This is a genomic window from Candidatus Albibeggiatoa sp. nov. BB20 (assembly GCA_016744725.1).
Classification (GTDB): domain Bacteria; phylum Pseudomonadota; class Gammaproteobacteria; order Beggiatoales; family Beggiatoaceae; genus Albibeggiatoa.
The window spans coordinates 1-24122 of the sequence record JADGDW010000057.1; the positions used below are offsets into that span (position 1 = coordinate 1).

The following is a 24122-nucleotide window of genomic DNA, read 5'->3' on the forward strand; positions in this document are numbered from 1 at the left end:
CTCCAAGTGAAATAATGAGAAGAATAAAAGGACGTTCAGCAAGAAAACTATTAGGAGAATTAACGAATGAGATAGTAAAAAACTATTTAGAACATCACTTCGATCCTAATCAAAATGGCAATTTCAGAACAGAAGACTAATTCTTTAATAACAACAGAGCTTGGTTCCTGTATCCCAGCTTTCAGCCGCCAAACCCACCAGTCTTTAGCGGGTGGTTGTTTAGTGATTTAAAATATAATATCAATATATCACTACTTGTCTAGGACTACCAAATTATCGTCACTATCTTCTTTAATTCAATTTATGGATGTGTACCATGAATACTTATGCAGAACAGATTTATCAACAATCTTTACAATTATCACCAGACAACGCTCAAGAAGTTTTGCAATTTATTGAATTCATAAATTTTAAATAAAAAGAACCTTTATCTGAAACACAATATATACTTAATAATCCAAGTCTCATGGCACAAATTCACGCAGCAGAGCAAAATCCTGAGCAATGGATAAAACCATCAGAAAACCAACTCAACTTAGATGAGTAATTATGCGTGATATTGTTTTCTGCCAAAAGGCTTGGGAAAGTTATGAAGCATTACGAGAGCGCGATAAGAAATTACACAAAAAGTTACGTGATATTCTGACAGAAATGCAGCGTAATGATGATTTAACACAAGACTTAGGAAAGCCAGAGCCTTTAAAACATGAGTTGAGTGGTAAATATTCACGTCGTTTATCAGGAAAAGATAGGCTAGTTTATAGTTTTGGCGAAACTCAGGTTTGTATTTATGCGATTGATGAGCATTATGATAATTAATCTTTTTTTGAGCAGCGTCATAATATCTTGCAGTTATGAAATTTGCTGTTAATAGCTGAGCTTTTTTAATGTCTGAAGGCAATAAAGATGTTACAAATAATAGAAGCAATGATTGACCAAACAGAGCAAATTATCTGGTCTGAACCTATTCATATTCAAAAAACACAAAAAATCTTAACTACACATTTTTAGAACAATATCAAATAGCTTCTTAGAGGTCATTATGTTAAAAGCATTTCGTACGATCAGTATTTTGGAAGGTTTATCGTATTTGGTCATTTTGAGCGTCACATTTGGCTTAATCAGTCGTGACTATGTATCTCCACTGGGGATGTTGCACGGTGTTTTATTTATGTTTTATCTCATGCTTTCTCTGCTGGTTTCAAATAAAAAAAGCTGGTCTATTTTGGTCTGGAGCGGGTTGTTTTTAGCTTCTCTGATTCCATTTGCTTTCATTCTAGTCGAAATGTATTTAAGAAAACAGGATGATATGCAACAGCTAGAGCCTGTTGATGTTTCTGCAAATTTATGATTTCTTCAATCAATTAGAAAATACTCTTACATTGGGCAGAACAAGATTTGGATTCTCCAGACGCATTGCATCTTGCAAAAAGCCAACATGCTTCATCCCTAGTTACCATTTGATAAAAAATTTATTAAGCACAGTCAAAATATTGGAACTTGTTAAGTTAAACAGCCTAAAGCATTGAAAAACCAACTTAATACTTGAATTTATATTTATGTGATTGGTGAACATTACGACGGAATTTAAAATGACAGAATTACACGCACTTTATCAAAAAAATTATACAGAATTGGCAAAACAATCAGCGGAATTACTCAAAGCAGGACGTTTTTCAGAGCTAGATATTGAGCATTTGCTGGAGGAATTGGAAAGTATGGGTGCAAGTGAACGCAATGAATTAGAAAACCGTTTAGTGATACTCATGGCTCACCTATTAAAATGGCAATTTCAATATCAACAACTATCTGAACGTTGGCAGGGACTTAAGGAAGATAGCTGGCGTTCCAGCATTGTTGAACAACGGGCGCGACTGGCTAAGCGTTTACGCAAATCACCGGGATTAAAATCTGATTTGGACGAAGTGATCGCAGAAGTCTATGAAGATGCGGTTGAGATTGCAGTGAAAGAAACTCAACTACCTGAGTCTACTTTTCCAATCCAATGTCCATATACAATTAAGCAATTATTTGATGATAATTTTTATCCAGAACACATTTAAAGTATAGGTAATCCTGTAAAAAGTAGTGTTATAATGTAGTTAATTATTGATTTGAGGGAAGGTATGAAATTTTTGGTTGTAATGATGAATAAAATACCAAACAGCTCCAATATGATTTTCAACAGATTTAGAGAAGGAAATGTTTTTTCGGGCAAGATGACCAACACTCTGTATGGCATTTAGAGGTTGATAGGCTTTCCAAAAATCAGTATAGATAGTGGCACATTGGCGATATTTAGGAGGTAGAAAATTCCACAAGCCCCTTGCTCCATTTTCACCTCAGTCTCCCACATAATAACCTACTATTTCATGGGTTTGATTATCTAATGCGAGCCATATCTAAACCTTATTTTGTTTTTTCCAACATAAGACCATAATTCATCGGCCTGTATGACTATCTTTCTTAATTTATTATTCACGTAATCCTGTAACCACTTGTTACTTTCGCCATTTTTGCTAGGCTCATCCTTCTCCAATAGCAAAGTATCTATTGCTTCTATAGTTTTTAACTCTCTTTGTTCTATAAGATAATCTGATCTTTTCAATACAAATTGATACTTACATTCTTTGCATTGCGCTTTCTTATTCCCCCTTACATTTCCATTCAGTTTTAGTTTTTCTTAAGCACCTCCTGGACAATTCATTTTTTCAATACCTAATTGTTTTTTAATCATAGGCACTACAATCTATATAGCTACCAAATAAGAAAATACTCAAAATCATTCATGAAAGTTCTATAATCCTATCATGCTAATTTAAATTAGCCGTTTTAAGATTACCAAGTCCAGAAAGGGAGTTAATATGTATAAACATATCATTGCATTGTGGATGCTGGCTTTGATGCTCAGTTTGCATCCTGTGACTCAAGCTGCATTACCGTTTATGGTAGATGATAAACCATTGCCAACTTTAGCCCCGATGCTGGATAACGTTACTCCGGCTGTTGTGAATATTTCAACCCGTCAATGGCAACGAGCACAAGATAATCCTTTATTAAATGATCCTTTTTTCCGTTATTTCTTTAATTTGCCCAATGAACCTGAAAACAAAGAAAATCAAAGTTTAGGTTCTGGTGTGGTGGTTGATGCCAAAAGAGGTTATGTGATTACTAATCATCATGTAATTGATAAGGCAGACGAAATTACCGTAACATTGCGCGATGGTCGCAGCTTAAATGCTGAATTGGTGGGCACAGACCCTGAAACAGATGTGGCCTTGTTAAAAGTCGCAGCCGATAATTTAACCGATATATCTAGTGCAAATTCAGATCAATTACGGGTTGGTGATTTTGTGGTGGCTATTGGTAATCCATTTGGCTTAGGTCAAACCGTGACATCAGGTATTGTCAGCGCGTTAGGTCGTTCTGGTTTGGGGATTGAGGGTTATGAAGATTTTATTCAAACTGATGCGTCAATTAATCCCGGTAATTCAGGCGGTGCATTGGTCAATTTACGGGGTGAATTAGTCGGCATCAACACCGCGATTTTAGCTCCAAATGGGGGTAATGTCGGTATTGGGTTTGCGATTCCTATGAATATGGTTAATCGGATTGTGCAACATTTATCTAAATATGGAGAAGTCAAACGCGGGATTTTAGGCGTACATTTACAAGATATGACCGCTGATTTAGCTGAAGCCTTTGGCATTCAACATATTAGAGGGGCTTTAGTGGTTGAAGTCGTCAGCGGTTCGCCTGCTAACAAAGCGGGTCTGCGTAAAGGTGATGTGATTACTTTAATTGATCGTAAATCGGTTGAAGATTCTGATGATGCACGTAATCATATTGGTTTATTGCGGGTTGGCGATCGGGTTCGGGTCACGATTTTGCGCAAAGGACGTATTTTGCATTTATATGCGATTATTGAAGATCCAAATACAGTTGCTAGCATATCGGGGATTGATGGCGGTCGGTTAAATCGTTATTTGGAAGGGACAATTTTAACCGATAGACGCGGTATGATTGAGGTTAAAACTGTTGAGCGAGACAGTGTTGCATGGCAAATTGGTTTGCGTAAAGGCGATGTGGTGCTGGCATTAAACCGCCGTCCATTAACAGAAGTTGATGATTTAGCTCAAGGTCTTAGCCGTAGAAATTCACCGTATGCAATTAAAATCCGTCGTGATGATGATATTATTTCTTTTGTATTCCGCTAATTGACTCAATTAAGCAATTTGAAAACTGGTAACGTATTGGATATATTTTGCCAGTTTTAAGTATTTGATTTTATTGGATTGAATTAAGCTTGATTTTTTTGGTTGAGTCCGATTTAAGCTGTCTCTTAAAGCTAAAAAGCAATAATTTAGCTCATAGTTTTGCCTTTCAAAAAAAAACATAAAATATGTTAATCTATTGTGATGCGTGGATTAAATGGATGGCGAAATGGATTATTGGCAATGGTTTAATACTAATTTGGACAGCATCATTGCAGGTGTTATTAGTAGTGGCATTTTTGCATTTATTGCGTTTTATGTCAGCAGGTATATGTTTAAACAAAGTTCTCAACCTTCATTAACTCAACATTCTGAGTCAAAACCAGTGCTGCCGCCTATCAATATTAGTGTTGTTGGTGTTGGTGGCGGTGTCGAAAATGCCAATGTAAATACAGGTTCTGATGTAAATCAAAATATTGAAGCCGCTCAAGCATCTATACAGAATATTCCAATTACCCATAAATTACCTTTTTCAATTCCTATTCCTAAAAACTCGTATTTCACGGGTCGTCAGAAAATATTAGAACAGATTAAAACTGAGTTGTTAAAACAGCCTGTTGCGTTAGTGGGTTTGGGTGGTATGGGGAAAAGTCATACGGCGGCACATTTTGCGTATTTGCATGAGCAGGATTATGAGGCGGTGTTTTGGGTTGTGGCGGATACGCAGCAGAATTTAATCAGTCATTTTGCTCAGTTAGCGCAGCGTTTGACTGATGAACCTGTGATTGAGTTGGATAAACAGTTTGCGTTGGTACAGCGTTGGTTATCACAGCATCGCAATTGGTTGTTGATTGTGGATAATGTAGAACCTGAGGTGAGTTGGCGAGCCATTTTAGCGGATTCGATGCGGGGACAGATATTGTTAACCAGTCGCGCCAAAGTACTTGACGATAGGGTCAAAAGTATTGCATTGGAAAAGATGTCGGTTGCAGACAGTCAAAATATGATTTTACGGCAGGTTTTGCAAAAGTCATCGTTACGCAATATTGCTGAGGTGGATAAAAATGCAGCACGAGAGTTAGCAAAATTGTTGGATGGTTTGCCATTGGCATTGAGTCAGGCGTGTGCGTATATTCAGCAGACAGCAGATCAGGGTGGAATCGCAAATTATGTGCAGCTTTATAAAACTGACGGTTATAAGCTCATGAAAAAACGGGGCAAAGTCACTGAGCATGACCATCTTGAACCTGTTGCAATAACGTGGAAATTGTCTTATCAAAAATTGGCAAAAGAAAATCCAGCCACGATTGAGTTGTTAAGAGTGTGTGCGTTTTTGGATGCGGATGAGATTCCAGAAGAGATTTTTTTACAAGGAATTGAATATTTGGCAGAAGATTATCGAGCACTTAAATTTTGGCAAAAATGGCGTAATCGTTTATTTGGCAGATTTAAATTAGCTTGGACGGATGAACGCAAGTTAATTCAGTTAGTTGGTTATGATAGTTTAAGATTTAATGACATTTTGAGCAGTATTCAGCAATTTTCTTTATTACAACGCGATGCGACAAATAACATGCTCAGTATGCACCGTTTGGTACAAGACGATATTCGTGCTGATTTAACCCCAGAGCAGCAACAAGACTATGGGTTACGCGCTGTGCGTTTGTTGGCTGCGGTTTTTCATTATGATAAACATAATCTTGATACGTGGTCAAAACCAGAACGTTTATTAGCCTCAAGTTTAAAAATCTCATATTGGATAAACCAATTACAACTTGAGATTGAAGCATCGGGTTCATTGTTAAATCAATTAGCTTTTTATTTAGATGAAGTCAAAGCCAATTACAGCCAAGCGTTGCCGTTGTATGAGCGCAGTTTAGCGATTTGGGAAAAAGTGTTAGGTGAACACCATCCAGACGTGGCACAAAGTCTCAATAATTTGGCGGAACTGTACAGAAATCAAGGCAAGTATGAGCAAGCGTTGCCGTTGTTTGAGCACAGTTTAGCGATTTGGGAAAAAGTGTTAGGTGAACACCATCCTGACGTTGCAACCAGTCTCAACAATTTGGCTTTACTTTATTCCAATCAAGGCAAGTATGAGCAAGCGTTGCCGTTGTATGAGCGCAGTTTAGCGATTTTGGAAAAAGTGTTAGGTGAACACCATCCATTAGTTGCACAAAGTCTCAACAATTTGGCGACACTTTATTACAAACAAGGCAAGTATAAGGAAGCGTTACCGTTGTTTGAGCACAGTTTAGCGATTATGGAAAAAGTGTTAGGTGAACACCATCCTAACGTTGCAACCAGTCTCAACAATTTGGCTTTACTTTATAAAACTCAAGGCAAGTATGAGCAAGCGTTGCCGTTGTATGAGCGCAGTTTAGCGATTTGGGAAAAAGTGTTAGGTGAACACCATCCTGATGTTGCAAGCAGTCTCAACAATTTGGCGGCACTTTATGAAGATCAAGGCAAGTATGAGCAAGCGTTGCCGTTGTATGAGCGCAGTTTAGCGATTAGGGAAAAAGTGTTAGGTGAACACCATCCTGACGTTGCAACCAGTCTCAACAATTTGGCGGGACTTTATGACAATCAAGGCAAGTATGAGCAAGCGTTGCCGTTGTATGAGCGCAGTTTAGCGATTTTACAAGCGGTTTTTGATGAAAATCATCCTCATGTAAAAATGTGCAAAAGTAATTATGAAGGTTGTTTGAGGGCTTTTGAACAGGATGCAACGGATTAAAGGATGGACAGGATGTTGTCTGAATCAGGATAGACAGGATTAAAGAATTTCCAAGATTAAATCCCGCTAATCCTTAAATCTTGAGAATCTTGATTCTGATATTTTTAAACAGGATGCAACGGATTAAAGGATGGACAAGATGTTGTCTGAATCAGGATTGACAGGATTAAAGAATTTCCAAGATTAAATCCCGCTAATCCTTAAATCTTGAGAATCTTGATTCTGATATTTTTAAACACGATGCAACGGATTAAAGGATGGACAAGATGTTGTCTGAATCAGGATTGACAGGATTAAAGAATTTCCAAGATTAAATCCTGCTAATCCTTAAATCTTGAGAATCTTGATTCCGATATTTTTAAACAAGATGCAACGGATTGAAGGATGGACAAGATGTTGTCTGAATCAGGATTGACAGGATTAAAGAATTTCCAAGATTAAATCCTGCTAATCCTTAAATCTTGAGAATCTTGATTCTGATATTTTTTCTCTTTCCTGACTCCCAAATAGAATTTGGGAATCAGGGAATTGGGAGTCAGATAACTGAAATCTCTGCCGTACAGAATATGCTACAATAAAACCATGACACGCACGATCGCTGTACTTTTTATTATCATTGCACTTCATGCACAGCAATTAGTTGTATATGTAGGGCTTGCATCGTGTGAACATTTACAAACTCAAATTGAACAACCTGCCTGTCATCAAACTCAAACCAATCCACAGCAACAAGACAATTTCTGTCAACATTGTTTTAATTGCGAACTATGCCAAGTAGTTAGTTTTAACTTCTCTTCCGATTTTACCAAAACCTTAAGCATTGCCTTATCTCACACATTGAACAGCTTCAATCCCGCCCATTTCTATCAATTTTTTCCTCAAACCTTATTACGTCCCCCGCAAAAATTCTGAGCCAAATTAAAAAGTAATAAAAACAGGAGTGCGGAATTTATTCTGCCCTTTACATTATCTATTTTTATACTCAGGAGATTTTTATGCGTATTCTCACGCTTTGTCTGCTGCTATTACTCGCCGCGTGCAGTAATGAGCAATCGACTCAAGAAAACGACCCTCATGCAGGTCATAACCATGCAATGCAATCAGAAATATCAGAGACTTATGTTTGTCCCATGCACCCGCATATCGTGCGAGACGAAGAAGGCACTTGCCCGATTTGCGGCATGAATTTAGTTAAAAAGAAAGTCCAACCCGTATCCAATCTAAACTTAAGCCCAACAAAATCCCAATCTAAATTTGTCTGCCCTATGCACCCGCAGATTGTGCGAGATGAAGAAGGTACTTGTCCGATTTGCGGCATGAATTTAGTTGAAAAACAGATTGAACCACAACAAACAGGTTTACCAACAATCACCATTAGTCCTGCTGTTATGCAAAATATGGGGGTACGGACTGCCAAAGTGAAAAAAGGTCGGATGTGGAAATTTATCAAAACCGTTGGGCATGTGGCTTATAACGAAGATAAATTAATTCATGTGCATCCGCGTGCCACTGGTTGGGTGGAAAAGCTCAATATTCGGCGAGAAGGCGACCCGATTAAAAAAGGCAATATTTTATTACGTTTTTATTCTCCCGAGATTTTAGAAGCTCAACAAGATTTGATCGTTGCACTGCGTTTAAATCAAAGGCTCTCAGGTTTGAGCAATAAACAACAGCGTGATTTAGCAAAAAATCGCCTACGCCTGTTAGATGTGCCTGAACCAACCATCAGTCGAATTGCCAAAAACCTGAAATCTGAAAATAACACCGCGATGCTTTCTCCTCAATCTGGGATTGTGACCAAGCTCAATATTCGTGAAGGCATGTATATCACGCCGAGTACAGAACTGCTTACGATTACAGATTTATCAACAGTTTGGGTTATTGTTGATGTTTATGAATATCAGCTTGATTGGATAAAAAAAGGCTTAGACGCAAAAATTACCATTCCTGCGCTACCAAATCAAAAATGGGAAGGCAAAATTGATTATATTTATCCTGAATTAAATCCGCAAACTCGTACCTTGCAAGTCCGTTTAGCCTTTAAAAATAAGGGATTGGTTTTAAAACCTAATATGTTTGCTCAAGCAGTGATTTATGGCGGCGCGAAACCCAATATTTTGAAAATTGATCGACAAGCTTTGATTGTTACGGGTGAACGTGAAGCGGTGGTTTTAGCCTTAGGCGATGGGAAATTTAAATCGGTTGATGTTAAAACAGGAATGCGCAATAAAGATGAAGTCGAGATTTTATCAGGTCTGAAAGCAGGCGATAAAATTGTAATGTCTGGACAGTTTTTGATTGATTCTGAAGCCAATTTGCAAGCCAGTTTTATGCGAATGGGTGATGCTGAAAAGCAAGGAGACAGTCATGCACATCATTAATTATTTTCGATTATTTTTTTATTCACCTGAAATATTTGGATTTTTAGTAGGTGTAATTACGGCAACTTCTCGATTGTTTTCATCTAAAAGATTCAAGTTTTTAGTGGGAGTTACTACTGCGATTTCTTGGTTGTTTTCATCAAGAATAGATATTGTATTACCCAGCTTGATTTGTTCTACAAGCCAAGGAACTGAGCGTTCCAACTCTTCTAAAGTAATTGAAAGCATAATCAACAACCTCTTAAAAACAATCACACATAAGGAGAGTGTAGCATGTTAGCCAAACTCATCCAGTGGTCAATTTATAATCGATTTTTAGTGTTGATGGCAACCATCATGCTCACTGTACTCGGTTGGAATGCACTGAAAAACACCCCGCTCGACGCGATTCCAGACCTATCCGATGTGCAAGTGATTATCAAAACGTCTTACGCGGGACAATCGCCACAAGTGGTTGAAGATCAAGTGACTTATCCGATTACCACCACCATGTTATCCGTCCCCAAAGCCAAAGTGGTGCGCGGTTACTCATTTTTCGGTGACTCTTATGTGTACGTCATTTTTGAAGATGGGACAGATTTATACTGGGCGCGATCACGGGTTTTAGAATACCTCAACCAAGCCGCCGCTGATTTACCCGCAGGCGTACAACCCCGTTTAGGGCCCGATGCAACAGGCGTGGGCTGGGTGTATTCCTACGCGCTGGTGGACAAAACCAATCAACATGACTTAGCTCAATTACGCAGCTTGCAAGACTGGTTCTTAAAATATGAATTGCAAACCGTTGAAGGCGTGGCAGAAGTCGCTACTGTGGGCGGTATGGTCAAGCAATATCAAATTATCGTAGACCCTGATAAATTAAGAACTTACGGGATTCATTTAGCCCAAGTCAAACAAGCGGTTCAAAACGCAAATCAAGAAGTCAGCGGTTCAGTGATTGAATTAGCAGAAGCCGAATATATGATTCGTACCAAAGGTTATTTGTCTAATATCAAACAGATAGAAACCATTCCCGTTGCGATTAATCCCAGTGGTACGCCGTTGTTGATTCGAGATATTGCCACGGTGCAACTTGGTGGTGAAATGCGTCGCGCGGTGGCGGATTTGGATGGTGAAGGCGAAATCACAGGCGGGATTATCGTGATGCGTTACGGTGAAAATGCGCTGTCAGTGATTGCTAAAGTGAAGGAGAAATTGCAGCAATTGCAAGCAGGTTTACCTAAAGGTGTAGAGATAATTGAAACTTATGACCGTTCCACCCTAATTTTAAGTGCAGTGGATAATTTAAAGCATAAATTGCAAGAAGAATTCATTGTTGTCGCGTTAGTTTGTTTGATTTTTCTATTTCACTTGCGTTCTGCTTTGGTGGCGATTATTACCTTGCCAATTGGGATTTTAATTGCGTTTATTATTATGCAATCTCAAGGGATTAACGCCAATATCATGTCATTGGGTGGTATTGCGATTGCGATTGGTGCGATGGTGGATGCAGCGATTGTAATGATAGAAAATGCACATAAACACATTGAACATTGGAAGCATGATAATAAAGGTAAAAAACTCAGTTCTGAACAACATTGGCAATTAATCGCAGATGCTGCAACCGAAGTTGGGCCTGCATTATTTTTCTCATTGTTAATTATCACTTTAAGCTTTATCCCAGTTTTTTCATTAGAAGCACAAGAAGGACGTTTGTTTTCACCTTTAGCTTATACCAAAACCTATGCAATGGCAGCCGCCGCAGGCTTATCTGTCACGCTTGTACCCGTGTTAATGGGCTATTTTATTCGTGGTTGGATTCCTAGTGAAAAGCAAAATCCTATCAGTTTGATTTTAATATTTATTTATAAACCTTTATTAACTTTAGTTTTATTTATGCCTAGAACGACCGTTTTCATTGCCTTTTTAATCATGTTAACGCTATTCATACCATTGCAAGGGATTGGCGGTTTACTCACACCTGTAAAATTACCTTTACAAGCAGTTGAACCGATTACCAAACAATGGGCAGAAATTGAAACTTATCGACAACAAAGTGTTGAGCAATTAACTGAATGGCAAGCAGATTTAACACGATATTGGAAAACCACTTTTGTAGATATTCCGTTATTGAAAAAAATGGCATCAGGTTTAGGCACAGAGTTTATGCCTGAATTATACGAAGGTGATTTAATGTATATGCCAACCACCTTACCGGGGGTGTCTATCGGCAAAGCACAACAGTTATTGCAGCAAACTGATCGTCTTATTGCTACTTTTCCTGAAGTTGAACGGGTTTTTGGTAAAGTTGGGCGTGCAGACACAGCAACTGACCCCGCGCCGCTGACCATGATTGAGACCTTGATTCAACTCAAACCACAATCCGAATGGCGTGAAGGCATGACCATTGACAAGTTGATTGAGGAGCTTGATGCAACAGTGAAATTCCCTGGATTAACCAATGCTTGGGTGATGCCGATTAAAACCCGTATTGATATGTTGGCGACAGGGATTAAAACGCCTGTGGGGATTAAAGTCGCGGGTGAAGATTTGAAAATCATTGAAGAGGTGGGACAACAAATTGAGCAAGTTTTGATGACGATTGATGGCACAATTTCGGCGTATTCTGAACGGGTTACGGGTGGTCGTTATGTGGAAATCGTGCCTAATCGGGAGCAAATGGCAAGATTTGGCTTAAATATCTCTGATGTTAATTTATTGGTCAGTTCTGCAATGGGCGGGGCGAATATTACTGAGACGGTGGAAGGTTTAGAACGTTATCCTGTTAATTTACGTTTTCCGAGAGAAATTCGGGATAATGTAGAAAAAATCAAATTATTACCCATTATCACCCCAACAGGCGCACATATTACCTTGAACCAAGTGGCAACAGTTAAAATTGTTGATGGCGCACCGATGTTAAAAAGTGAAAATGCGCGGCTCAATGGTTGGACATTTGTTGATATTCGAGGGGTGGATTTAGGTACATATATCAAACAGGCGCAGCAGATTGTACAGCAACAGGTTGATTTACCAGCAGGTTATTCGATTACATGGTCGGGGCAATATGAGTATATGTTACGCGCTCAAGAGAAACTCAATCAGGTTGTGCCGTTCACTTTGGTGATTATTTTGTTGTTGTTATATCTGACATTTTCCAATATGACCGAGGCTCTGATTGTGATGGCGACCTTGCCTTTTGCGTTGGTGGGGGGCTTTTGGTTGTTGTTTTTATTGGATTTTAATTTGTCGGTGGCGGTGGCAGTGGGTTTTATTGCCTTGGCGGGCGTGGCGGCGGAATTTGGCGTGGTGATGTTGGTATATTTGGATAATGCCTTGAAAGCGGCTAAAAAGACGCAGCAGTTGAATAATCGAAAACAGTTACGTGCGGCAATTATGGACGGTGCGGTGATGCGAGTACGTCCGAAAGCGATGACGGTGGCGGTGATTATTGCAGGTTTAATTCCAATTATGCAAGGGCATGGCACAGGTTCAGAGGTGATGCAACGGATTGCTGCGCCAATGGTTGGGGGAATGATTACCGCACCGTTGTTGTCGTTGTTTGTTGTGCCTGCGGTTTATTTATTGTGGAAGCAGAAAGGACTGAAAAAGTAATTTAAAGAGACTATTTATACTCCGTTTCCACAAATAGCGGGAGCGGAGTAAAATAAAAAACATGATCTTAACAAGAGCAATATGGTATGGATTTATTAAAACGTATTACAATTAATTCAAACATTTGTCATGGTAAGCTTTGCATTCGTGGTTTGCGCTATCCTGTTGAAATGATACTTGAATTAATGAGTGTTGGTATGAGTCATGAGGAGATTTTGGCAGACTATGAAGATTTAGAGCATGAGGATATTCTTGCCTGTTTGCATTACGCTACACAAGTGATAAAAACTAAGAAAACTGATGAGTTTGCAGCATGATGAAGTTTTTAATAGATGCTCAGCTACCACGTCGGTTTGCTTATGGTTTGGAAAAAGCAGGTGTTCAGGCTAAACACACTTTGGATTTACCACAGAAAAATAGAACATAAGGTAATGAAATATTAATATTATCTATGAAAGAGCAATGGATAGTGATGACTAAAAATGCTGACTTTGTTGATAGTTTTTGGCTCAAACATGAACTTTATAAACTTTTACTCATTTCAACAGGAAATATTAAGAATGCAGAGTTAATGATTGACCATGGAATCCATATTGCCTGAAGTCACGCCCCAAAATAAATTGGGTTTCCCTAAGATTTTAAATGCAGCGGCACTGAGCCAATCGGGTTGCGCGATAATCCCGACTCGAAATCCTTGCGATTCTAACAGCCGTCCGATCAACGCCATGCCAAAACTATAGTCAATTCTGGTTTATGTGTTAGGACTGGTAGTCCTTTTATACTTTAAATATCAATCACTTTTAAAATTGAGGACTGCCAGTCCTATATCACTTTAAAATAAAACGACTATAGGATGATCGACATAGGCATCGCCCGTGACTAAAATCTCATCGCAGCTATCCCATTCAAGTTCATCCATTTCCACCCGACTCATGGGTAAAACAGGTGCAGTGCCAAAATGTTTTGCCCAATAGGGATGATAAGAAAAAATGGATTCGGGGATTTGATTCATATTGATAATTAAGCGTTATTTAATTAGGCATTTAATAAATTGTGTCGCCAATCTTAAAAATAAATTTTACCTTGTAAGATGTTGTTAATTAAAGATTTTTATTATTTTTAGATTAGAATTTGAATGGTTTCTAACTAAAAAATCTTTATTTTGTAAGGTATTGCACGACATGAGATTTAGATATTGTTTAAAATCACCTCATAATTTATTTAATTGAAGGAATTAGCTTATGTCATCAAATACGATTCCATTTGAACTGATCGAGACAATAAAACAAGCTAAACATATTGTGGTTTTTACAGGAGCAGGTATTTCAGCTGAAAGCGGTGTGCCAACCTTTAGGGATGCTCAAATAGGTTTGTGGGCAAAATATGATCCTGTTGAACTCGCAACCCCAGAGGCTTTTCAACGTGATCCAAGGTTAGTTTGGGATTGGTATGCGTGGCGTAGAGAAATGATTAATGCAGTTAAACCTAATTTAGGCCATTTTGCACTGATTGATTTAGCTAAAAAAATGCCGCAATTTACCTTAATTACCCAAAACGTAGACGGCTTACATCAACAAGCGGGTAGCGAAAATGTCATTGAATTACATGGCAATATCCATCGGATTAAATGTGCAAGCCAACAAAATATTGTCGAAAATTGGCAACAGCTAGACGGCTCACCGCCACAATGCCCTTTGTGTGGTGATAACTTACGCCCTGATATTGTTTGGTTTGGCGAAGCATTGCCCGTTGACGCAATTTCCAGTGCATTCTCAGCCGCTAAACAATGCGATGTTTTATTCAGTATTGGTACATCCAGTTTGGTGCAACCTGCAGCATCAATCCCATTCACAGCACTACAATACGGTGCAACAGTAGTCGAAATTAATCCTAACCCAACACCACTAACCGAGCAAGTAACATACTCAATACTAGGTCAAGCAGGTCAAATATTACCTACCTTAATACAACAATTGACTGCTTAACAATAATACATCACGTTGTGTGGAACAGGTCATACCACAGCCCAAACTAACGACTCAAACGCAACGGATATTCAGGCCACTTGGTTTTCAACTCATGAAAACGCTGTTTTGCCTGTGAAGCTCCTGGATAACGGCTACCAAGTCCTTTAGTACGCCAGCCATTGGTTTCATCTGACCATTCACTGACAGGTGATCCTTGGCCAAAATCAAGCACAATAACGTATCCTTTAACTGCTTTTTTAGGTACATCGATATCTTCTACATAATTGTGAACATCAACACCTAGTGGCTTCATTTCTTTAGTGAGCGTATGAACTTCTTTTTCTTGAGTTTCTTGCTCTTGTTCTAAAGAATCTAGCCGTTTTAATAAATCACTATAACCCATAGTTATTCTCCCAATGTCAAAAAAATTATCGTTATGTAGCCCTTTCCCTCGTGTTATAAGAATTAATTATAGAATTTTAATTATACAGCAAGACTGAGATTTGGTGCGCTTTAGACGCTTAGAAAGCTTTAAATTTGAGAAATAAAAGACCTTAGAAATCTATTTTTTGGCATTGAAATAAGTTCAAGGTGGTTAATCAAAAATGCGGCTGGTTTAAGTTGCTGGTAAAAAGTTGACCATCTTTAAGTGATAAGTGATAATCATCGCCCAAAAGCCACCAAGAACTGAGGAAATACTATGTCGTTGATTCGTCCTTTTGCTGGGTTGCGTCCGTTACCAGAACGTGCAGCCGAAGTCACAGCCCCTCCTTATGATGTGCTTAATACTCAAGAAGCGCGTGAACAAGCTAAAGATCGACCTTGGAGCTTTTTGCATATTTCAAAGCCTGAAATTGATTTGGCTTCAGATATTAGCCCTTATGATCCAGCCGTTTATGCTAAGGGTTCAGAAAATTTACAGCATCAAATTGCGGAAGGTGTTTTACAGCAAGACCCGATACCTTATTATTATTTATATCGTTTAATCATGGGTTCGCATCAACAAATCGGTTTGGTTGCGGCGGCCAGCGTCCCTGATTATGATACTAACCGAATTCGTAAACATGAATTTACCCGCCCAGATAAAGAAGATGATCGCGTGCGTCAAATTGATGCCTTGAATGCGCAAACAGGACCTGTATTTTTAACTTATAAACATCATGCTGATATTGATTCACTTGTCACTGAGTTAACTCAAGCTGAGCCAACGGTTGATGTGACGGCACAAGATGGCGTTCAACACAGTTTATGGGTTGTGGATAATCCAGAAAATATTAAAATGATTACTCAAACATTTGATGCAATGGATAATTTATATATTGCAGATGGTCATCATCGTTCAGCGGCGGCCTCTCGTGTTGCAGCAAAGCGTCATGCAGAAAATCCAAGCCATACGGGTGATGAAGCTTATAATTATTTCTTGACCGTGATTTTCCCAGATAATCAAATGCAAATTTTAGATTACAATCGCGTTGTTACTGATTTGAATGGTTTAAATGAAGCTGAATTTTTAGCTCAAGTAGAACAGGGTTTTAAAGTTGAAAAAATGGAGAGTGCTTACAAGCCTCAACAAGCGGCTGAATTCGGTATGTATTTAGGGAATCAATGGTATAAGCTTTCGATTGCTGTGGATAATATCCCGAATGATCCTGTCAAAAGTTTGGATGTAAGCTTGCTTGCTGATAATTTGATCGCGCCTGTTTTGAATATTACTGATCCACGCCGTGATAAGCGAATTGATTTTGTTGGTGGTATTCGGGGTTTGCAGGAGTTAGAAAAACGAGTGAATAGCGGTGAAATGAAAGCGGCTTTTGCCTTATTCCCGACCAGTTTAGATGCCTTGATGGCGGTTGCTGATGCTGAACAAGTAATGCCACCTAAATCGACTTGGTTTGAACCTAAATTAGCGGATGGCTTGGTTTCTCACCTTTTATAAGTTTTAATTATTTTAGGATTGCCAATCCTTGAAGGGTTGGCAATCCTATTATACTCTACACTGTTATAATTTGAACTTTTAAGCTGCTATTCATGCTGGTTAGTTTTTGTCAATATAAATCAATCGTTTGTATGAAATATTTATGTAGGGTGGAATAGATGCGCCCCGAATATTAATCAAGTATGAACTCATTATCACGTATCATATTCCACCTTTTCAATGCCCAACATCTTTGGTGGAAAACGCTGCGCTATTCCACCCTAATAAAGTTCATTTTTAGACGGAGTTCAGTATATTTTGATAAAGCTTAACGCAACTCTAAAACATCTTGCATATCAAACAAACCTGATTCATGTTGCATCAACCATTGGGCAGCACGAACAGCCCCTTTTGCAAAAGTCATACGACTGGAAGCTTTATGAGTGATTTCAATCCGCTCGCCCACATCTGCAAACATCGCTGTATGTTCACCGACAATATCACCTGCTCGAATCGTTTCAAAACCAATGGTTAAACGGTCGCGTTCACCTGTATTGCCTTCACGTCCATAGACCGCACATTGTTTCAAATCGCGCCCTAATGTCTCGGCAATCACTTCACCCATACGCAATGCTGTACCTGATGGCGCATCCACTTTGTGGCGGTGATGGGCTTCAATAATTTCAATGTCGACACTGTCTTGCAACACTTTGGCCGCGACTTCAAGTAATTTAAAGGTGAGATTAACGCCGACACTCATATTGGGCGCAAATACCACCCCAATTTCCTGAGCAGCATCAGAAATTTGCTGTTTTTGCTCATCACTAAAACCTGTTGTTCCAATCACAATCCGTTTTTTCGCTGCGCGACACACTTCTAAATTGGCTAAAGTGGCTTCGGGACGAGTGAAATCAATTAATACGTCAAAATCCTGAGCAACTGCTTTTAAGTCAGCCACAACAGATACATTGACTTTGCCTAAGCCTGCAATTTCACCCGCATCTAAACCTAGCATGCTGCTTTGAGAGTGCTCTACTCCAACACTTAAAACTGCATTTTCCGCATCACCACACGCTTCTGTTAAAGCACGTCCCATACGTCCTGCTGCACCTGCAATCGCAATTTTAACCATATTTCAAATCCTTGCTCAATTCTGAATTTATTATTTTTGAAAATTTTTTATTTGACGCAGCGCGTCTGGACTGCATTCCTACGCAGCGCGTAGGAACAAGAAACGAGAACGTTATGATTTGATTTGTTAAAAATCAATCATCATGTTCCACTGGTTTAAAAGCGGCTGCAAGTTGTTGCTGAATATGTGCGGCTACAGGTTCATAACCACTCAGTTCCATGGTGAAAATGCCCTCACCACCCGTCATCGATTTCAATTCAGTCTGATAATTTTCTAATTCGCTTAAAGGGCAACTTGCCTCGATTTGAATTTGATGACCTGAACGTACATCTGTACCTAAAATCCGTCCACGTTTAGCAGCTAAATCACCTGTAATACCGCCCATACTTTCTTCTGGCGCAATAATTTGCATTTGCATCATCGGTTCTAAAATCTGTGGCTTAGCTTGTTCTATCGCGTTTAGAAAGGCCTTTTTACCTGCGGATGAAAACGCAATTTCTTTAGAATCTACAGGGTGATGTTTGCCGTCATAAACCGTGACTTCAATATCTTGAAGAGGATAACCCGCAATCGCACCAGCATCTAAAACTTGGCGAACCCCTTTTTCAACTGCTGGGATGAATTGGCCGGGAATCACGCCACCCACCACTTTATCCACAAACTTAAATCCCGCACCACGTTCTAAAGGTCGAATCCGCAAGAATACTTCACCAAATTGTCCCGCACCGCCACTTTGTTTTTTATGTCGATAATGGCCTTCGGCTGCTTGCGCGATGGTTTCATGATAAGGAATTTTAGGTAGCTTGGTATCCACTTCAACATTATAATATGCTTGCAATTTTTCCAAAGCAATCCGTAAATGTAATTCACCCAAACCAAATAACACGGTTTCATTTAAACTGGCGTGATGCTCTAAATGCAAACACGGGTCTTCTTCTTCCAATCTTTGTAACGCACTATGTACTTTTTGCTCATCACCTTGACGCTTAATCACAATTGCACGGCCAAACATTGGCTCTGGGAATTTCAACGGCTTTAAGTGAATGTAATCCTCATCATGTGAATCATGTAACACGGCATCATGGTGAATTGAATCCACTTTTGCCACCGCACAAATATCACCAGGAATCGCACAATCAACTTCAATCTGTTTTTTACCTTGTAACTGAAATAAATGTGAGACTTTAAACGGCTTGCGTCCATCACCGATAAACAACTGATTGTCTTTTCTTACAATCCCTTGGTGTATACGGAATACGCTGAGTTTACCAACATAAGGATCAGCGGCAACTTTGAACACATGGGCAACAGAATGCTTTTCCATATCCGCTTCAGCTAAAAATGGTTGTTCTGCATCACCTTCGCCAATCAGGAATGGACGTGGATTGCCTTCCAGTGGATTAGGTAATAAACGATCAAAAATAGTCATCAACTCTGGAATACCTGCACCAGTACGCGCCGAAACAAAGCAAATTGGGACTAAATGTCCTTCACGTAATGCTTTTTCAAATGGATCATGTAATTGTTCTGGTTTTAATTCTTGACCTTGTTCTAAATATATATCCATCAAGGTTTCATCCACCTCAACCACTTGGTCAATAATACGGGTGTGGGCTTCTTCAACTGAGTCAAAATCAGAGTCACCCGCAGGATTAAAAAAGCAATCGACTACTTTTGTGCCATTTTCAGCAGGTAAATTCATTAATAAGCATTGATTGCCAAAAGTCTGTTTAATATCTGTAATCAATTGTGGTAAATCTAAATCAGGGACATCAATTTTGTTAATAATAATCATGCGGCATAAATTACGTTTCTCCGCTTTCTGAAATAAACGTTGAGTCACCATTTCAATCCCCGATTGGGCATTAATCACGGTGGCAATGGTTTCAACCGCAGGGAATACGCTCATTGCATGACCAATAAAGTCGGGCATCCCCGGTGTATCAATGAGGTTGAAGTGTTTATTATCGTGGTTGAAACTGAGGATTGATGCGCTTAAAGAATGTTGGTGGTTTTTTTCTAAATTATCGTAATCACTACAAGTATTGCCATTTTCTACTGTACCCGTATGGCTGATAATGCCTGCTTGAGTCAGTAAGGTTTCTGCTAATGTTGTTTTACCTGAGCCATTTTGACCGACCAAGGCTATATTATGAATATCGGAAGTTGTGTAGCTTGTTGTCATTATAAACCGTCCTTTGGTCATTACATACTTGAGCTTCACAGCATGAAATAGTTTAGGTTAAAAGGCAAGTGGCAGAATCGTATTTTTAATTGCTATTTTGTTTGTTCGGATATTATTGGGTTAACACTATGTTTTAACTAAAAATGACAAAAAGCAGTTTGATGTGGAATCCCTGCTTCATCAAATATATCGCCAACGGTGACAAAGCCAAGCTTTTGGTAAAACTCTAAGGCAACGACTTGTGCATGTAAATGTATGCTGGCATGTTTTTGGTGTTTTGCCAAATCCATTAAATAGCGCATCATTTTATAACCAACACCCTTTTTACGCCATGGTTTCAGCACCGCAACTCGACCAATTGATCCATTATCTAATAGTCGTGCTGTGCCTACGGTTTGTCCTTGCACTTGTGCAATAATATGTATCGCTTGCTGATCAAACTCATCCCATTCCATTTCTACGGGTATATTTTGTTCTTGTATAAATACTGTGTCTCGAATTAATTCGATAGCAATAAAATCCGTTTTGAAATCTGTTTGATAAATCGTTATTTTCATCGTTTTATAATTTGGTTGGTGGAGAATTAACATGATCTCTCATGTTTCGTTTATTATACTATTTTTATCATTTTGCTTATATCACTAAGAAAGGATGTTATTTTATGAAAAAATATTATGGGTTGGTATTGTTATTGGCCATGATGGCAAAGCCAGTCTTTGCAGAAGCAACCATTTCAGGACAAGTGCCTGAAGGCCAAAATGCACAACAAATCGTCAATATTATTGAAAAATTCCTTTTAGCGGCGATGGCAAAAGATGCTGAAACCACGGCTCTCTATCTTGCAGATGATGCGAAAATTATCTTTACAGGCCCTCGTGTATTTGAAAGACCTACGGATGTTGGTAAATTCAATGCAACTCGCTACAAATCAGTGAAAAAGGACATTACACGCTGGGATATGACTTATGAGGCTGATAGATTAATTGTGTACTGTATCGGTACTTTGTATGGTAAATGGCTGGATGGAACTGATTTTGAAGGCGATCGTTTTATTGATCGATTCGAGATTGTTGACGGTAAAATAACTATGATAGAAGTCTGGAATGACAGTGCTGAAATGCTATTAATTAAAGCAGGTTTGGCAAAACCATGATTTTCAAGTTGATTCATCAAATCACATGAAAATGTGGCTACGCAGGTAAGTACGTAGCCGTAGATAAAAATTAACTGTCCGCCAATTTTTTCTTCAATAATTCATTTACTTGAGCAGGATTTGCTTTACCTTTAGATACTTTCATCACTTGACCGACGAAGAATCCAAATAATTTATCTTTACCCGCTTTGTACTGTTCAACTTGCTGCAGATTATTATCAACTGCATCATTGACCAATTTCTCAATCAAGCCTGAGTCAGTAACTTGTTTCAAGCCCTTCTTATCAATGATTTCATCGGCTGTACCTTCACCACTCCAAATATCCTCAAACACTTGTTTGGCAATTTTACCCGAAATGGTTTTGTCACTAATTCGCGCTAACATGCCTGCGAGTTGCTCACTGCTGACAGGTGATTGTGTAATGTCCAAGTTATTTTTATTCAAGAAACCTGATAAATCACCCATCACCCAGTTAACACATAATTTTGGTTCGCTACCTGAGATTTTAACCACTTCTTCAAAATAATTAGCCAATTCACGATGGGCGGTTAACACGCTGGCATCATATAAAGAAATGTCATATTCTTTCATGAAACGGTGTTTTTTAGCATCAGGTAATTCAGGCAATGTGGCCTTAACTTGCTCTAAAAACTCAGGTTCAATGACTACTGGCAATAAATCAGGGTCTGGGAAATAACGATAGTCATTTGCTTCTTCTTTAGAACGCATGGAACGGGTTTCATTTTTCTCCGCATCATACAAACGGGTTTCCTGTTTCACTTTGCCGCCTGCTTCTAAAATATCAATTTGGCGTTCCACTTCATAATTAATCGCGCGTTCCACAAAGCGGAATGAATTCAAGTTTTTCAATTCAGCACGCGTACCAAACTGTTCAGCCCCTTTACGACGTATGGATACGTTTGCATCACAACGGAATGAGCCTTCTTGCATATTGCCGTCACAAATTTCTAAATAACGTACCAATGAATGGATTTTTTTCATATACGCAATCGCTTCTTTTGCCGATCGCATATCAGGTTCTGAAACGATTTCAATCAACGGTGTACCTGCACGATTTAAGTCAATGCCGCTTAATCCTTGGAAATCTTCGTGCAATGACTTGCCTGCATCTTCTTCCAAATGCGCACGGGTAATGCCAATGGTTTTTTCTTCATCATCTAATTCGATTTGAATTTGACCTTTCTCAACAATCGGTAATTCAAACTGACTGATTTGATAGCCTTTGGGTAAGTCAGGATAAAAGTAATTTTTACGCGCAAAAACTGAGCGATTGGCTACTTTCGCACCAATGGCTAAACCCAATTTAGCGGCCATGCGTACCGCCTCTTTATTCAAAACGGGTAAAACACCTGGTAAACCTAAATCAACAGCACAAGCTTGTGTATTAGGTGGTGCGCCATAAGCGGTTGATGCGCCAGAGAAGATTTTACTTTTAGTCGCTAATTGCGCATGAATTTCTAAACCAATGACTGTTTCCCATGTCATATTAATCTTATCCTCATTAAATAATTTTTGATTATCCATTCTCGATTATTAATTTTATCTCACTTGCAAATCCATTTGGATATAAAGTGAATTATTTTTAGAATGATCGATGATGTCTGACTGTAGTTTACTATTTTTTAAGGCTGTTTGTTGAGATTATCTACATTCGGTTCGCGTTTTAAAACCAGCAAGGTAATATCATCATAAATTTTCTGCTGACCAATATGCTGTAAAACATCGCTGATAATGGGTTGACGAATCTGATTTGCTGAATATTGAGCACTCTTTTTGACTATATAGTAGATTCATTGTAAATTGTCACAGATGTTAATTTTAAATGGCTACAGTCCTACAAAGATAAATTCTTATGTAACACCTTTAGAAGGAAAATCACTATAGCTCCCATTCTTTATTCAATGCCTTCCAAACTTTATCCATGGGTAACTAAATTAGGGCAACCATGATTTTCAGTTGCTGCAACGTAATAAGATGCAATGGTGGCTTGAATAATCATTTGCCCTGAAATATGCTGTTCTACTTTAGGTACAATTTTCTTAAGATGTGCAATACTATGTGCCAACATTTGTGCAATTTGAGTCGCTGATTCAGTACCATGCTCCAATAATGATTGACGTGCTAGCCAAGTTATAGTCGTTTTATTTTAAAGTGATACAGGACTGGCAGTCCTTGATTTTAAAAGTGATTGATATTTAAAGTATAAAAGGACTGCCAGTCCTAACATACAAACCAAAATTGACTATAATCCAAAAATAGTTGGCACTAAAACAAATAGTAACAATGCGGAAACAAAAAATAATAAGCGTTGTTGCAATTTCATGATTGGCACTCTGTGATTTATAAACTGTATTATGTTTTGTTATTTGCGACATAATTGTGAAACGTAGTAATTTGTTTTGTATTTTAGCAAAAAGCTTATTTTTACTGTCTGATTGATATTTTCAATATAGAACAGATTTTTTACCACAAGGATGAGGAGGCTTTAATGTCAATTGAAGACATCACTATAGATAATATGACTGTAATGGGATTGCATTTAATTCAAGAAGTGAAATTGGCTGCCCCAATTACTGATTTAATGTTGTGGTTGACAGACAAATACCCACAAGCAGAATTAAAGCAAATTTTATCCATGCTCAATGTGATTTATCAAGAATCAGATTTTCTGATTCAACCTGCCAGTGATGAGCGTAAAGATTATGTTGTTGGCGATAAAACCTTAACCGCTTATCCACAATCTATCACGCTGAATCAAGCATAAATAGCGCGAGCACATCATTTAGATATTGCTGTCCTAAATCCATTGGATAAAGGGC

General features: G+C 38.6%; 22 protein-coding genes and 3 pseudogenes. 15 read left to right on the forward strand and 10 right to left on the reverse strand.

What is annotated here, in order from left to right; translation table 11 throughout:
• The 4 genes and pseudogenes from ABXH34_RS08275 to ABXH34_RS08290 form a co-directional block, all read left to right on the forward strand.
• Positions 1-140 (forward strand): annotated as a pseudogene (locus ABXH34_RS08275) (IS200/IS605 family transposase); the annotation flags it as partial.
• Between the two features lie 409 nt (positions 141-549).
• Positions 550-819 (forward strand): Txe/YoeB family addiction module toxin, encoded by a 270-nt coding sequence (locus ABXH34_RS08280; protein ID WP_353571403.1) that lies wholly within the window; start codon positions 550-552, stop codon positions 817-819.
• Between the two features lie 223 nt (positions 820-1042).
• Positions 1043-1351, forward strand: a complete 309-nt coding sequence (locus ABXH34_RS08285) for a DUF3817 domain-containing protein (RefSeq protein ID WP_353571404.1) — start codon at positions 1043-1045, stop codon at positions 1349-1351.
• Positions 1352-1592: 241 nt separating this feature from the next.
• Complete coding sequence (locus tag ABXH34_RS08290; RefSeq protein WP_353571405.1) at positions 1593-2063, forward strand: DUF29 domain-containing protein; 471 nt, start codon at positions 1593-1595, stop codon at positions 2061-2063.
• A 39-nt stretch (positions 2064-2102) separates the two neighbouring features.
• Here ABXH34_RS08290 and ABXH34_RS08295 read toward each other — a convergent pair.
• Positions 2103-2671, reverse strand: a pseudogene (locus ABXH34_RS08295) (IS1 family transposase).
• A gap of 193 nt (positions 2672-2864) precedes the next feature.
• Here ABXH34_RS08295 and ABXH34_RS08300 point away from each other — a divergent pair.
• The 4 genes from ABXH34_RS08300 (at position 2865) to ABXH34_RS08315 (ending at position 9335) form a co-directional block, all read left to right on the forward strand.
• Entirely contained in the window at positions 2865-4217 is a 1353-nt protein-coding gene (locus tag ABXH34_RS08300) for a DegQ family serine endoprotease (protein ID WP_353571406.1), read from the forward strand.
• 226 nt (positions 4218-4443) lie between these two features.
• Positions 4444-6954, forward strand: coding sequence for an FxSxx-COOH system tetratricopeptide repeat protein (gene fxsT, locus ABXH34_RS08305; RefSeq protein ID WP_353571407.1), 2511 nt, complete (start codon positions 4444-4446; stop codon positions 6952-6954).
• Between the two features lie 582 nt (positions 6955-7536).
• The gene (locus tag ABXH34_RS08310) at positions 7537-7866 is read left to right on the forward strand and encodes a hypothetical protein (RefSeq protein ID WP_353571408.1); all 330 of its coding nucleotides are present in this window, start codon (positions 7537-7539) and stop codon (positions 7864-7866) included.
• 83 nt (positions 7867-7949) lie between these two features.
• Complete coding sequence (locus tag ABXH34_RS08315) at positions 7950-9335, forward strand: efflux RND transporter periplasmic adaptor subunit (protein WP_353571409.1); 1386 nt, start codon at positions 7950-7952, stop codon at positions 9333-9335.
• Between the two features lie 18 nt (positions 9336-9353).
• Here ABXH34_RS08315 and ABXH34_RS08320 read toward each other — a convergent pair whose 3' ends face one another.
• A complete protein-coding gene (locus ABXH34_RS08320; RefSeq protein ID WP_353571410.1) occupies positions 9354-9563 on the reverse strand; it encodes a hypothetical protein in 210 nt (69 codons plus the stop codon).
• A 45-nt stretch (positions 9564-9608) separates the two neighbouring features.
• Between ABXH34_RS08320 and ABXH34_RS08325 the strand changes: the two genes are divergently transcribed.
• From ABXH34_RS08325 to ABXH34_RS18735, 3 genes are all read left to right on the forward strand, one after another.
• On the forward strand, positions 9609-12929 hold the full coding sequence (locus tag ABXH34_RS08325; RefSeq protein ID WP_353571411.1) for an efflux RND transporter permease subunit: 3321 nt from the start codon (positions 9609-9611) through the stop codon (positions 12927-12929).
• Positions 12930-13015: 86 nt separating this feature from the next.
• Positions 13016-13246, forward strand: a complete 231-nt coding sequence (locus ABXH34_RS08330) for a DUF433 domain-containing protein (RefSeq protein ID WP_353571412.1) — start codon at positions 13016-13018, stop codon at positions 13244-13246.
• Between the two features lie 125 nt (positions 13247-13371).
• A complete protein-coding gene (locus ABXH34_RS18735) occupies positions 13372-13530 on the forward strand; it encodes a DUF5615 family PIN-like protein (RefSeq protein WP_502710403.1) in 159 nt (52 codons plus the stop codon).
• On the opposite strand, the pseudogene ABXH34_RS08340 reads toward ABXH34_RS18735, so the two are convergent.
• Both ABXH34_RS08340 and ABXH34_RS08345 read right to left on the reverse strand, forming a co-directional pair.
• Positions 13504-13665 (reverse strand): annotated as a pseudogene (locus tag ABXH34_RS08340) (YgiQ N-terminal domain-containing protein); the annotation flags it as partial. The gene ABXH34_RS18735 and the pseudogene ABXH34_RS08340 overlap by 27 nt on opposite strands.
• A 96-nt stretch (positions 13666-13761) precedes the next feature.
• The gene (locus tag ABXH34_RS08345; protein WP_502710402.1) at positions 13762-13941 is read right to left on the reverse strand and encodes a YgiQ N-terminal domain-containing protein; all 180 of its coding nucleotides are present in this window, start codon (positions 13939-13941) and stop codon (positions 13762-13764) included.
• 229 nt (positions 13942-14170) lie between these two features.
• On the opposite strand from ABXH34_RS08345, the gene ABXH34_RS08350 reads away from it, so the two are divergent.
• Positions 14171-14914, forward strand: coding sequence for an SIR2 family NAD-dependent protein deacylase (locus tag ABXH34_RS08350; RefSeq protein ID WP_353571413.1), 744 nt, complete (start codon positions 14171-14173; stop codon positions 14912-14914).
• Positions 14915-14960: 46 nt separating this feature from the next.
• Here ABXH34_RS08350 and ABXH34_RS08355 read toward each other — a convergent pair whose 3' ends face one another.
• The gene (locus ABXH34_RS08355; protein WP_353571414.1) at positions 14961-15299 is read right to left on the reverse strand and encodes a hypothetical protein; all 339 of its coding nucleotides are present in this window, start codon (positions 15297-15299) and stop codon (positions 14961-14963) included.
• A 297-nt stretch (positions 15300-15596) separates the two neighbouring features.
• Here ABXH34_RS08355 and ABXH34_RS08360 point away from each other — a divergent pair, with 297 nt between their 5' ends.
• The gene (locus tag ABXH34_RS08360) at positions 15597-16832 is read left to right on the forward strand and encodes a DUF1015 domain-containing protein (RefSeq protein WP_353571415.1); all 1236 of its coding nucleotides are present in this window, start codon (positions 15597-15599) and stop codon (positions 16830-16832) included.
• 307 nt (positions 16833-17139) lie between these two features.
• On the opposite strand, the gene dapB is transcribed toward ABXH34_RS08360, so the two are convergent.
• The 3 genes from dapB to ABXH34_RS08375 form a co-directional block, all read right to left on the reverse strand.
• Complete coding sequence (dapB, locus tag ABXH34_RS08365; RefSeq protein WP_353571416.1) at positions 17140-17943, reverse strand: 4-hydroxy-tetrahydrodipicolinate reductase; 804 nt, start codon at positions 17941-17943, stop codon at positions 17140-17142.
• A 133-nt stretch (positions 17944-18076) separates the two neighbouring features.
• A complete protein-coding gene (gene fusA / locus ABXH34_RS08370) occupies positions 18077-20128 on the reverse strand; it encodes an elongation factor G (protein ID WP_353571417.1) in 2052 nt (683 codons plus the stop codon).
• Between the two features lie 137 nt (positions 20129-20265).
• A complete protein-coding gene (locus ABXH34_RS08375) occupies positions 20266-20718 on the reverse strand; it encodes a GNAT family N-acetyltransferase (protein ID WP_353571418.1) in 453 nt (150 codons plus the stop codon).
• A 71-nt stretch (positions 20719-20789) separates the two neighbouring features.
• Between ABXH34_RS08375 and ABXH34_RS08380 the strand changes: the two genes are divergently transcribed.
• Entirely contained in the window at positions 20790-21281 is a 492-nt protein-coding gene (locus ABXH34_RS08380; protein ID WP_353571419.1) for a nuclear transport factor 2-like protein, read from the forward strand.
• Positions 21282-21351: 70 nt separating this feature from the next.
• On the opposite strand, the gene gatB is transcribed toward ABXH34_RS08380, so the two are convergent.
• Positions 21352-22788, reverse strand: a complete 1437-nt coding sequence (gene gatB / locus ABXH34_RS08385) for an Asp-tRNA(Asn)/Glu-tRNA(Gln) amidotransferase subunit GatB (protein ID WP_353571420.1) — start codon at positions 22786-22788, stop codon at positions 21352-21354.
• A gap of 430 nt (positions 22789-23218) precedes the next feature.
• Positions 23219-23410 carry a hypothetical protein gene (locus tag ABXH34_RS08390; RefSeq protein ID WP_353571421.1) on the reverse strand — a complete coding sequence of 64 codons (192 nt, stop codon included), beginning with the start codon at positions 23408-23410 and terminating at the stop codon, positions 23219-23221.
• Between the two features lie 381 nt (positions 23411-23791).
• Between ABXH34_RS08390 and ABXH34_RS08395 the strand changes: the two genes are divergently transcribed.
• Positions 23792-24067, forward strand: coding sequence for a hypothetical protein (locus tag ABXH34_RS08395; RefSeq protein ID WP_353571422.1), 276 nt, complete (start codon positions 23792-23794; stop codon positions 24065-24067).
• Positions 24068-24122: the final 55 nt, after the last annotated feature.

Excerpts from the sequence above, each read along its gene's own strand:
- gatB (WP_353571420.1), bottom strand. The coding sequence starts at position 22,788 with ATGACATGGGAAACAGTCATTGGTTTAGAAATTCATGCGCAATTAGCG.
- ABXH34_RS08290 (WP_353571405.1), top strand. The coding sequence starts at position 1,593 with ATGACAGAATTACACGCACTTTATCAAAAAAATTATACAGAATTGGCA.
- ABXH34_RS08285 (WP_353571404.1), top strand. The coding sequence starts at position 1,043 with ATGTTAAAAGCATTTCGTACGATCAGTATTTTGGAAGGTTTATCGTAT.
- ABXH34_RS08280 (WP_353571403.1), top strand. The coding sequence starts at position 550 with ATGCGTGATATTGTTTTCTGCCAAAAGGCTTGGGAAAGTTATGAAGCA.
- ABXH34_RS08325 (WP_353571411.1), top strand. The coding sequence starts at position 9,609 with ATGTTAGCCAAACTCATCCAGTGGTCAATTTATAATCGATTTTTAGTG.
- ABXH34_RS08310 (WP_353571408.1), top strand. The coding sequence starts at position 7,537 with ATGACACGCACGATCGCTGTACTTTTTATTATCATTGCACTTCATGCA.
- ABXH34_RS08375 (WP_353571418.1), bottom strand. The coding sequence starts at position 20,718 with ATGTTAATTCTCCACCAACCAAATTATAAAACGATGAAAATAACGATT.
- ABXH34_RS08330 (WP_353571412.1), top strand. The coding sequence starts at position 13,016 with ATGGATTTATTAAAACGTATTACAATTAATTCAAACATTTGTCATGGT.
- ABXH34_RS08300 (WP_353571406.1), top strand. The coding sequence starts at position 2,865 with ATGTATAAACATATCATTGCATTGTGGATGCTGGCTTTGATGCTCAGT.
- ABXH34_RS08320 (WP_353571410.1), bottom strand. The coding sequence starts at position 9,563 with ATGCTTTCAATTACTTTAGAAGAGTTGGAACGCTCAGTTCCTTGGCTT.
- ABXH34_RS08380 (WP_353571419.1), top strand. The coding sequence starts at position 20,790 with ATGAAAAAATATTATGGGTTGGTATTGTTATTGGCCATGATGGCAAAG.
- dapB (WP_353571416.1), bottom strand. The coding sequence starts at position 17,943 with ATGGTTAAAATTGCGATTGCAGGTGCAGCAGGACGTATGGGACGTGCT.
- ABXH34_RS08355 (WP_353571414.1), bottom strand. The coding sequence starts at position 15,299 with ATGGGTTATAGTGATTTATTAAAACGGCTAGATTCTTTAGAACAAGAG.
- fxsT (WP_353571407.1), top strand. The coding sequence starts at position 4,444 with ATGGATTATTGGCAATGGTTTAATACTAATTTGGACAGCATCATTGCA.
- ABXH34_RS08345 (WP_502710402.1), bottom strand. The coding sequence starts at position 13,941 with ATGAATCAAATCCCCGAATCCATTTTTTCTTATCATCCCTATTGGGCA.
- fusA (WP_353571417.1), bottom strand. The coding sequence starts at position 20,128 with ATGACAACAAGCTACACAACTTCCGATATTCATAATATAGCCTTGGTC.
- ABXH34_RS08350 (WP_353571413.1), top strand. The coding sequence starts at position 14,171 with ATGTCATCAAATACGATTCCATTTGAACTGATCGAGACAATAAAACAA.
- ABXH34_RS08360 (WP_353571415.1), top strand. The coding sequence starts at position 15,597 with ATGTCGTTGATTCGTCCTTTTGCTGGGTTGCGTCCGTTACCAGAACGT.
- ABXH34_RS08395 (WP_353571422.1), top strand. The coding sequence starts at position 23,792 with ATGTCAATTGAAGACATCACTATAGATAATATGACTGTAATGGGATTG.
- ABXH34_RS08315 (WP_353571409.1), top strand. The coding sequence starts at position 7,950 with ATGCGTATTCTCACGCTTTGTCTGCTGCTATTACTCGCCGCGTGCAGT.